Origin of the sequence: Candidatus Schmidhempelia bombi str. Bimp (assembly GCF_000471645.3) — a bacterium.
Taxonomy (GTDB): Bacteria; Pseudomonadota; Gammaproteobacteria; order Enterobacterales; family Orbaceae; genus Utexia; species Utexia bombi.
Genome location: NZ_AWGA01000056.1, coordinates 15,829 through 27,350, shown reverse-complemented (window position 1 = coordinate 27,350; position 11,522 = coordinate 15,829). Strand labels below are relative to the sequence as shown.

Below are 11,522 nucleotides of genomic sequence, written 5' to 3'. Positions count from 1 at the left end.
AATCGCCTGATAAAACAGGCGATTTTCTATTATCTATTTAACTCACTGCTTAGCAACAATAGTATTATCAACCAAATCTAGATCAATCATTTTACCAGGAACTAATTGTCCGGATAAAATCTGCTGAGCCAATGGATTTTCAATCTCTTGTTGAATAGCCCGTTTGAGCGGTCTTGCACCATAAATCGGATCAAATCCTACTTCGGCTAACTGCGATAACGCGGCATCGGATATGGTAAATTGATAGCCATGCTCCGCTAATCTGTTCTCAACTCGTGCCAATTGAATTTTAGCAATCGCTTTAATATTTTCTCGTCCCAATGGATGGAAAACCACTGTTTCGTCGATACGATTAATAAATTCAGGTCTAAAGTGCTGTGTCACAACCGTCATGACTAAAGCTTTCATCTCATCATAACTTAAGTTGTCATGCCCCTGAATAAGTTCAGATCCTAAATTAGAGGTCATAATGATAACCGTATTACGAAAATCAACTGTGCGCCCTTGTCCATCGGTTAAGCGTCCATCATCTAATACTTGCAGTAAAATATTAAATACTTCAGGATTCGCTTTTTCGACTTCATCCAATAAAATAACTGAGTAAGGTCGACGTCTGACAGCTTCGGTTAAATAGCCACCTTCTTCATAACCAACATAACCTGGCGGTGCACCAATTAATCTTGCAACCGAATGTTTTTCCATAAATTCAGACATATCAATACGTACCATAGCATCTTCGCTATCAAACATAAAATTGGCCAGCGTTTTACACAATTCAGTTTTACCTACGCCTGTTGGTCCTAAAAATAAGAAAGATCCTATTGGTCGATTAGGATCAGATAACCCCGCACGGCTGCGTCGAATAGCATTAGCTACAGCCTCAACGGCTTCATTCTGTCCAATCACGCGTTGATGCAATGCTTGTTCCATATGTAATAATTTTTCTTTTTCACTTTCCATCATCCTTGATACAGGGATTCCTGTTGATTTCGATAACACTTCTGCAATCTCATGAGCTGTGACTTTATTACGCAATAACTTCATGGTTTTGCCTTCTGATTGTGTGGCTTGAGCTAATTGTTTCTCTAAATCAGGAATCCGACCGTATTGGAGTTCAGACATTTTATTCAAATCACCCGCACGCCGAGCCTGTTCCAGCTCCGTACGTGCTTTTTCTAATTTTTCTTTGATAGTTTGCGTTCCAGATACTGCTGCCTTCTCAGCCTTCCACTCTTCTTCCAGTGAAGCATATTCTTTCTCTTTCTCTGTGAGTTCTTCACTAAGCATCTCAAGCCGTTTTTTACTGGCATCATCCGTCTCCTTCTTCAATGCTTGTTGTTCAAGCTTTAATTGAATAATACGACGATCTAATCGATCTAACGATTCCGGTTTTGAGTCCATCTGCATTCGAATACTTGACGCTGCTTCGTCAATTAGATCAATCGCTTTATCAGGTAGCATACGATCTGAAATATAGCGGTGCGACAAAGTCGCTGCGGCGACAATAGCAGGATCGGTGATCTGTACATGGTGATGTAATTCATAGCGCTCTTTTAAGCCACGCAAAATAGCAATGGTATCTTCGACCGTAGGTTCGGCTACATAGACTTTCTGAAAACGACGTTCAAGCGCGGGATCTTTCTCAATATATTGACGATATTCATCGAGTGTGGTTGCACCAACACAGTGTAATTCACCACGGGCTAAGGCGGGTTTTAGCATATTACCCGCATCCATTGCCCCATCGCTTTTCCCTGCACCAACCATCGTGTGTAATTCATCAATAAATAAAATAACCCGCCCTTCTTGTTTAGCTAAATCTTTGAGCACTGCTTTTAAACGCTCTTCAAATTCACCACGATATTTAGCACCAGCAATCAGCGCCCCCATATCTAATGATAAAACACGTTTATTGCGCAGTCCTTCTGGTACTTCGCTATTGACAATACGTTGCGCTAGACCTTCTACGATCGCCGTTTTACCGACACCTGGCTCACCAATAAGTACAGGATTGTTTTTAGTTCTACGTTGTAACACCTGAATAGTCCGGCGAATCTCTTCATCACGCCCAATAACGGGATCCAATTTTCCTTGTTCGGCACGTTCCGTTAAATCAACAGTATATTTTTTTAACGCATTCCGTTGATCTTCTGCATTGGCATCATTCACGCTATCTCCTCCTCTGATTTGCATAATTGCTTTATCTAAATTTTGTTTAGTAACCCCAGCTTTTTTTAAGATATCAGCTAATGATCCATTCGCCTCAAAGGCAGCTTGTACAAACAATTCCGATGATAAATAACTATCATTATTTTTTTGTGCTAATTGATCGCATAAATTAAACAGTTTAATAAAATCATTAGATGGATGAATATCGCCGCCAATACCTTGTACTTGTGGTAACTTATCAACAGCTGCCGTTAATAATTGGATCAATTGCTTAATATTCGCGCCCGCAGAAACTAATAATGGCTGGATACTCCCGCCATCTTGATGAATTAAGGCTAACATTACATGTACAGGCTCAATATATTGATTATCTTTGCCTAATGCTAATGACTGTGCATCGGCTAACGCTTGTTGAAATTTATTCGTTAATTTATCTAAACGCATATAAATATCCTTCTAAACCGAACAATTTGATTAAGACGATTATTAATAAACTGAATCAAGGGATTATCAATTTTATTTTGCCTCAACCATATAATTCTAAGATTTGTGCTATAACCCTTATTTCAAGTAAAACTAATAAATATTTTATTGTCCAGTAATAGCGGTTCAGAATGGAAAGGCACTAAAAAATGTGATGAAATCATCTTACGCTTACCGGTTAAATTTCACTATTGCCTTTACGGATTTTTATTTTCACCCTACTATTTTTTACATAAAATTATGGACGAAAATGGAATCGATATTTCAATAATGACTGTTAATATGGCATAACAATGACACAGTTCTATTATTGAATAAATGGCTTAATGATGGGGAGATATAAAGTAGGGATAATAATTAGCATAATTCACGGATGATGATAATGTTACTTTTAGCGAATGATTATAAAATGCAAAGAATAGTAAAAATCTAAAGATAGATATTAGAAAATCAATTTAATCAATAAACTGAAGAATCTATAGTATGATGAACAACGAGATTATAAGGTGAATAAATCCATATTTACCGTTATTGATAAATGTTGTTTTATTCACCTTAATCTTACTCGCTCATCAAGTAGCTAAAGTTTACTATTTGATAAACCAATACTAAGCGTCACTAATGAAAACAAAATAATTTTTAGATCATTTCACTTGTAACATGAGTCACTACCGATGCGGTAACTGCGGGTTGTCCAATAATGACCAATTGCTTATTTTGGCTATTTGCAGCCTGTTCAACTGCTAATCCCAACGCCAGAAAATAAGCACTATCCTGCGCATTTCCTATTGACCTATCAATATTCAGAATCTGCTGATGATTAAACTTTATCTGTTCAAAATGATTCATTATATCAATATTTTGTGAATCTGAAATACGACTATACCATACGCCATCATAAAGTTTATTATCCGCGTTCCCCCATAACAATGCATTATCCAAAGTCTGCTTTAAACTTGCGGTTTGTTCAGAACGATAAATTTTCACTAATGGGTCGGGCAACCTCTCTAAATGCTTGACCGCATTTTCACCAGCCAATAACATCATAATAGCCGTTTCAGCTTCATTCATCTTTGGTGTAGTAAATAAATGTGCATTAATAACCAACAATAATGAATTATCATGCTCTCTGTCATCTAACCATTGTTCAATAAAGGTAGTACTTATTTTCGGATTTTCAATAGCAAAACTTGCTGGCACAACCACCTTACCTAAGGTCTTTTGCCATAAAGCCGTCACCGTGTCCGAGGCTATGGGTATATCAATAAAGAAACGAACATGCAGTTCTAATGATTTAGGCAGCTCATTAAATAGTGCATGATGCTCTTTTTGCCATTCAACTAATAAATGTTTAAAGCGTTGATAAAAATCAAGGGTAATGATATTTTCTGGAGTAGGTAATGCCGTATGAGCAATAGGGGAGCCTCCATTATACGGTGACTTAGCTCGTATCATATATTGCCCAGTAAACACACCATTAGCGTTACCATTTCGACCATATTCGGTTATTAATGATGATTTGAGTAAATATAATCCACGTCTTGCTTCACTAATTAACGCTTGCCGATACTGCTCACGTCCCGCGTTCCATTCCTCAATAGAATATTTTCGATAACTGCGGCAATAAAGTCCATATAAAAAAACAAATAACCATATACCGACGGGTAATCCTGATGCAGCAGCCACTAATAAAAAATTAGAAAGCGGATAAAAATAACTCACTATCCACATAGTAATACTACCTATTACCAAAAAGGCTAATAACAGCATTGCCCAAAATGAATAGTTCAATTTTTTTAGTTCCGGCAAAGGTTCTGGTAATGAATCTAAATTATATGCCATCAGCCTTTACCTACATTAGTTAATGATGAAATTAATATACACCCACAAGCAGCGTGATGCCCATCTAATGCAACAGGTTTTCCCTGATCGGTAAAATGAGAATCGCCTTCAATAATTTTTGTAATACCATGCCCTTTACGTGGACAACTGACACTATCGCCAATACGTGCAACTGGTTTTCCGTGCATTATCATGGTTGAAGAAGCCGAAATAACTTTCCCTCCATGATCAGTTTCATCACCTAAACGGATTACTCCTCTTAGTCTAGCCATAATTAATTTCCTATATTTATAGTTATAATTTATACACTTATGATGATTTATATTTTTGATTATGAATATATTAAATATATCTAAAAAAATTACTGATAACGCAAAATCATCTTGCCAATTTGCTCCAATACATGATTGTGCGCTTAACTCGATATATTATCATAATTTATTAAGTTCCCCTATAATAGGGTAAATGATAAGTCCACACTATTTTTCCACACATACTAGAATAAGGAAGATTAAGACATTTTTTGATGAAATATAAGCCAATATGGCTACACTATTCTATGAGTACTAATGCAACTAGTAAGTTCTGCTATCTATGCTTATATCATTTTTCATGAATTACTTTCTTTGAAAGAAAGATTGGGAATGGTTATTGTTATTATTGGTATCTTCTTTGCCAAAAAATTAAATTAATTTTTTATAGTCACGTTTTTAGTAAATTTTATAAAATCAATATAACTCAATAAGGTTTGCTGGTATGTTATCGCATATTAGTAAATCTAACTAATTGCGATCCAGACTTTTGCATCTATTAGATTATAAATTAACCTGATTAAACAATTTTTTCTATTCATAATCTTATTTTTTAAGACTATATTTTCATAAAAACCTTTATTTACCAATCTTATACATTTTTACTAAGTATTGCGATACATTAATTATCTATGCTAATGCTGATTAAATCGCATTTTAACGACACTTTTTCGTGACAATAATCACGCTTTTAAATGATTCAATTATGTTATTAACTGGTTTCATGTTATGAACATTCCCCAACAAATATCAATTCTACAATGGATTTTTGGGGGGAAGATTTAACTATGAATAAAAATAAAATAGATATGACATTTACTTTGTATAAATGGGGGATAGGTACCATTGCTTGTTCGCTATTTATGCTTGAGAGTTTACCCGTTTATGCGCACTCTTTTATCGATGATTCAGTATTAACTGGAAATATCTTTTTTTGGAATCGTGATCGGGAACGTCGAACGTATACTGAAGATCATAGCAGGGGTGATTATCGCAGTAATATTAGACAATCAACTTTGAATGCCAATTTAGATTTTCGTTCGGGTTATATTGCTAATGTGTTGGCTATCGAATTAGGCGGCTATGGCGCATGGGAAGTCAGTAATGGCGGCAATGGACATCCAAATGAAATTGGTTTTAGTGGCAGTAAAAATCCGTATCAAGAAAAGTGGGACAAAGATATTAGTGGTTTAAGCTTTTATAAAGCACAATTAAATTTAAAAATGGATGACCATTTCTGGTTAAAAGGTGGATTTATTCAGCCATCAGGACAAACCCTATTAGCACCACATTGGAGCCTGTTACCAGGTACGTATCGTGGTGTTGAAGTGGGTACATATATTGATTACGATGATAAAGGTGCCTTATCCCTATCCTATATGTGGACCGATAGATATAAGGCGCCGTGGTATAAAGATTTATATAAATTTCGACAATGGGACAAACAACAGACAATCCGCTACTTACATTCGGTTGGCTTCAAGTATGATTTTAAAAATAATTTAATCTTAGAAGGCGCGTTTGGACAAGCCCACAACTACATGGATCAATATTTAGCCAAAGTGGCTTATCAAACTCAATTATTTACTTATCCTCTCTCACTCAGTTATCAGTTTTACGGTGCTAAAGATCAGCAGCATTCTGGAAAATCAGTCTATGACGGTTTAGCTTGGTTACAGGCTGCCACTTTACATTATCAGATTGGTGCCGTGGGTATAAGAACGGAAGGGGTTATGGTTAAGGCCGAAGGAAATCAAGGTTTCTTTTTACAACGAATGACACCAGGATATGCGTCCTCTAACGGGCGATTAGATATTTGGTGGAATTCCCGTTCAGACTTTAACGCTGATGGCGAACGAGCATTATTTGGTGAGATCAGTTACGATTTAGGTTATTTATCGCCAACATTACAAGGATGGCAAGTGGCGACATCATATGCGTATGGTTGGCATGCCAAGCCAAATCAGCAATTTAAGCTTATTGGGCAAAATCATCAACTAAAAGAGAGTGCTTGGAACTTCGATTTAACTTATACCGTTCCCGATGGTTGGGCAAAAGATAGTCGCGCTCAGCTTCATTACACACGTTATGATAATCATGCTAATCGTGACTGGCACTACGGCTATGACAATATTTTCTTAGACGAACATGATATTAAATTTATTGTTACGATCCCTTTTACCGTTTTTAATCTGAATCGCAAATAGGCAAAAATAATGAAAAAATTTAACCCAACCTTTCTGGCAACCGCAGTAATATCGTTATTGACGATTAACAACAGCGCAGCAACCATGAAATCCCAAACAATGGTTGAAACGTTAAGCCAACAGTTACAGGTAAACTATAACGTCATTGATAATCATGCGGCAACACATGGGGTAGATTGTTCCGCTCTCGGTGCCGATTGGGCGGCTTGTAGTAAAATTAATCTAACCTTAACCAATAATGGGGAAGCGATTACCGAACGAGATTGGGCAATTTATTTCCATCATATACGTATGATTCTCGCAGTAAATAATGAGCAATTTAAAATTACCCATATTACTGGTGATTTACATAAACTTGAACCCACCGAAAAATTTAGTGGGATCCCCGCGCATTCAGCGGTGGACATTCCATTAATCAGTGAGTATTGGGTATTAAGTGAAAGTGATGTCATGCCTCGTTGGTATATAACCTATCTTGATTCTAAACCCAAAATAATCACTAATACGGATACCGAATCAGATGACTTATCGAAAATAGTGTCACCTATTACTGATCAATGGCGAAGAACGCCAGATGATCATAATCACTTAGTGACGCCAAGTTACCGTTTTCAGTACAATGCTGATATTACGCCTTTGTCAGCTGATGTATTACGCGGACAGATTTTACCTACACCGTCAAAACTTACCGTAAAAGACGATACTATTTTACTGAATAATCAAGGAGTTAATCTGGTACTTAATGGACTAAATCCCAATAGTTTGGCGGTATTAAAAAAACAATTTAATCAGCTAAATATAGCGGTGACTGACGCAGGTTATAAAATTGTGGCGACGCTTGACCCACAGTTACCCGCAGCTATAGCTGGGGCATATCAACTAGATATTAATCATAAACAGGCAACCATTACTGCTTATGATGAAAGTGGTATTTTTTATGCGGTTCAGTCGTTATTATCATCAATTCCTGCTAAGTCAACAACATTCACTGCGTTAACTGCTGAAGATGCTCCGCGCTTTGCTTATCGTGGGATTATGTTAGATATCGGACGTAATTTTAAATCTAAAGCAGCCATATTACGTTTGTTAGATCAAATGGCCGTTTATAAAATGAATAAATTTCATTTCCACTTAACTGATGACGAGGGGTGGCGTATTGAAATCCCAGATTTACCAGAGTTAACCGAAGTTGGAAGTCAACGCTGTCATGATCTCAAAGAGCAGCACTGTTTATTACCACAATTGGGATCAGGTCCTTATCATGACAACACCGGCAGTGGATATCTTAGTCGAGCTGATTATATAGATATTATAAAATATGCCAATGCTCGTTTTATTCAGGTTATCCCCGAAATTGATATGCCAGCCCACACACGGGCCGCAGTCATATCAATGGAAGCGCGTTATCAACGCTTAATGGCGGAAAATAACCCACAACAGGCCAATGAATATCGACTCATTGATCCGACAGACACATCTAACACTACATCTGTTCAATTTTATAATCGTTTAAGTTACTTAAACCCATGCCTAGAATCGTCAAAGCGCTTTGTGAATAAAGTCATTGATGAAATAGTAAAAATGCATAACGAAGCAGAACAGCCAATAACAACTTGGCATTTTGGTGGGGATGAAGCAAAAAATATTCGTTTAGGCGCAGGTTATCAAGATATCCATGCAAAGGAAAAAAGTTCAGCCAAAGGTACTATTGATCAACACAAAGAAGATTATCCTTGGGCAAAATCACAGGCTTGCCAGACGATGATTGCACAAGGTATCGTTAATGATGTTCAACATTTACCAAGTTATTTTGCTACGGAAGTGAGTAAAATTATTAATCAACATGGCATTAAACATATGCAAGCTTGGCAAGATGGGGTTAAATATGCAGAAAATGCCCGCTCTTTTGCCGTTGATAACGTCACCGTGAATTTTTGGGATACGTTATATTGGGGCGGCTATGACTCCGTTAATCAATGGGCCAACAAAGGCTATCAGGTTATTATTTCCAATCCTGATTATGTTTATTTAGATATGCCTTATGAGGTAAATCCGAAAGAAAGTGGATATTACTGGGCGACCCGTTTTAATGATGAACGTAAAATTTTCAGCTTTGCTCCAAATAATCTACCACAAAATGCTGAAACATCGCTAGATAGGGATGGCAATAAATTTAGCGCAAAAGGGACACAACCTTGGCCTGGTGCTTATGGACTTTCAGCACAAATTTGGACTGAAGATATACGTAGTGATGAGAAAATGGACTATATGACCTTTCCCCGTTTATTAGCTGTTGCTGAAAGAGCATGGCATCAAGCGGATTGGGAACTCGCTTATCAACATGATCGAGAATTTAAAGCTGGCGAAACGCATTATATTGATCAACACGCATTGTTAAACGATTGGAATCACTTTGCTAACTTAGTGGGACAACGCGAATTAGCAAAATTAGATTTAGCAGGTATTCATTATCGATTACCTATCCCTGGTGCAAAACTCGTTGATCAACGACTTGAAGCGAATATTGTATTTCCTGGTTTGACAATAGAGTATTCTGTTGATGATGGGAATAACTGGCAAATATATCATAAACCTACCAGCGTAAAAGCGAAACAAGTACTAATACGTAGTCGTTCCAATGATGGTAAACGAACGAGCCGTATTGAAAAGGTACAATAATTTATCATATAAAATAGGGAGATGATAAAATAAAAAATCCAAGATGGCGACTTGGATTTTTTATTCTTTGTCCGTTTTAGTTTATCGGTATTTTTAGATAAATTGGATAGGATAAAGTCGCTTAATGGGATTCATATATTAATGTGGGCATACTAATGCATTTTAACTCAGCGGAACGTAAGAACCTTGGTAATAATGGGGTTTGCATCTCATAAATGCTATTATACGCTTCGTTTAGCGAACTATGCATTAACGACGCATCGTTATTATGACACTAAATAGAAATATTAGATAAATTTATATGAATTTAGCTATCTTATACAATAAACTAACCATAAATACGGACCCACTAACTCAGTAATAATAGCGTTAGTGGGTGATAATATATCGATTATTTTATATTTTTGCCATTAGTCTTAATCACATCATGATACCAATTAAAAGACGCTTTTTTATAGCGTTTCATACTACCATTTCCTTGATTATCACGATCAACATAAATGACGCCATAACGTTTTTTCATCTCACCTGTCGTAAATGAGACCACATCAATAATTCCCCATGCCGTATAACCTATAACATCAACACCATCATAATCGATTGCTGTTAGCATCGCTTTAATATGCTGACCTAAATAATCAATACGAGCGGTATCCTCAATATGATGATGTTGATCCGGTTCATCGATAGCACCAAAACCATTTTCAACAATAAATAATGGTAATTGATAACGATCATAGAGCTCATTTAATACATAACGTAAGCCTACAGGATCAATTGGCCATCCCCAATCACTTGATTTAATATAGATATTGGCAACCGAATTAGGTAAGGCGCCATTGACAATATTTCCTTGATTATCATTAGTCACATTAGCCTTAACCACGGTTGACATATAATAACTAAAACCAATGTAATCAACAGTACCCTGTTTTAGAATTGCTAAATCCTCTTCGGTAATATCTAGCTGATAACCTTCTCGTTCAAACTCTTTTAACGCATAATTAGGGTAATAACCACGAACATGCACATCAGGGAAGAAAAAGCGCTGACGCATTGCTATCTCTGCTGCCATGATATCATCGGGATGACAAGAGTATGGATAAATGGGGACATGTGATATCATACATCCAATTTGGAAATCAGGATTAATTTTTTTGCCAGCAATCACCGCCTTAGCACTAGCTAAAAGTTCGTAGTGGGCAACTTGATACAGGACTTGCTTAGGATCTTCTCCCGCCGCGACTTGCACCCCAGAATTAGTCCAAAAGAAGATCGGGTTACTGGTATCCATTTGATTATTAATTTCATTAAATGTCATCCAGTATTTTACTTTATGCTGATAACGCTTAAAGCACGTAATCGCGAAACGTTCAAAAAAATCAACCATTTTACGATTTTTAAAACCACCATATTTTTTAGCTAAATGCAAAGGGATCTCAAAATGTGAAAGCGTGATAACAGGCTCAATCCCATTCGCGATAAGTTCATCAAACACATCATCATAAAACTGTAAGCCCGCTTCGTTTGGTTCAAGTTCATCACCATTTGGATAGATACGAGTCCATGCAATAGAAGTACGTAAACATTTTAAACCAAGCTCAGCAAATAATTTAATATCCTCTTTATAATGATGATAAAAATCGATCGCCGTATGATTAGGATAAAATTTATCACTTTCGATTGTATCTGTTATTTGACGTGCAACACCATGCGCCCCCGCTGTCATTACATCTACCACACTAGGTCCTTTTCCGCCCTCATTCCATCCACCTTCGAATTGGTGCGCCGCTAAAGCGCCGCCCCATAAAAAATTTTTATTATTCATAAA

At 36.7% G+C, this 11,522-nt stretch carries 7 protein-coding genes; 3 read left to right on the top strand and 4 right to left on the bottom strand.

Annotation, left to right across the window (positions count from 1 at the left end):
- Nucleotides 1-42: 42 nt before the first annotated feature.
- From clpB to O970_RS05630, 3 genes are all read right to left on the bottom strand, one after another.
- Entirely contained in the window at nt 43-2,613 is a 2,571-nt protein-coding gene (gene clpB, locus O970_RS05640) for an ATP-dependent chaperone ClpB (protein WP_024496163.1), read from the bottom strand.
- Nucleotides 2,614-3,291: 678 nt separating this feature from the next.
- Nucleotides 3,292-4,494: a hypothetical protein gene (locus O970_RS05635; RefSeq protein ID WP_024496162.1), complete on the bottom strand. Its 1,203-nt coding sequence runs from the start codon at nt 4,492-4,494 to the stop codon at nt 3,292-3,294.
- Nucleotides 4,494-4,766: a PAAR domain-containing protein gene (locus O970_RS05630; RefSeq protein ID WP_024496161.1), complete on the bottom strand. Its 273-nt coding sequence runs from the start codon at nt 4,764-4,766 to the stop codon at nt 4,494-4,496. The genes O970_RS05635 and O970_RS05630 overlap by 1 nt, the downstream gene beginning before the upstream one ends.
- Before the next feature lie 297 nt (nt 4,767-5,063).
- On the opposite strand from O970_RS05630, the gene O970_RS10195 reads away from it, so the two are divergent.
- The 3 genes from O970_RS10195 (at nt 5,064) to O970_RS05620 (ending at nt 9,691) form a co-directional block, all read left to right on the top strand.
- On the top strand, nt 5,064-5,186 hold the full coding sequence (locus tag O970_RS10195) for a hypothetical protein (RefSeq protein WP_275055004.1): 123 nt from the start codon (nt 5,064-5,066) through the stop codon (nt 5,184-5,186).
- A gap of 407 nt (nt 5,187-5,593) precedes the next feature.
- Nucleotides 5,594-7,012: an OprD family porin gene (locus tag O970_RS05625; protein WP_024496160.1), complete on the top strand. Its 1,419-nt coding sequence runs from the start codon at nt 5,594-5,596 to the stop codon at nt 7,010-7,012.
- Nucleotides 7,013-7,021: 9 nt separating this feature from the next.
- On the top strand, nt 7,022-9,691 hold the full coding sequence (locus O970_RS05620; RefSeq protein ID WP_024496159.1) for a beta-N-acetylhexosaminidase: 2,670 nt from the start codon (nt 7,022-7,024) through the stop codon (nt 9,689-9,691).
- Nucleotides 9,692-10,082: 391 nt separating this feature from the next.
- Here O970_RS05620 and O970_RS05615 read toward each other — a convergent pair whose 3' ends face one another.
- Complete coding sequence (locus O970_RS05615) at nt 10,083-11,519, bottom strand: 6-phospho-beta-glucosidase (RefSeq protein ID WP_024496158.1); 1,437 nt, start codon at nt 11,517-11,519, stop codon at nt 10,083-10,085.
- Nucleotides 11,520-11,522: the final 3 nt, after the last annotated feature.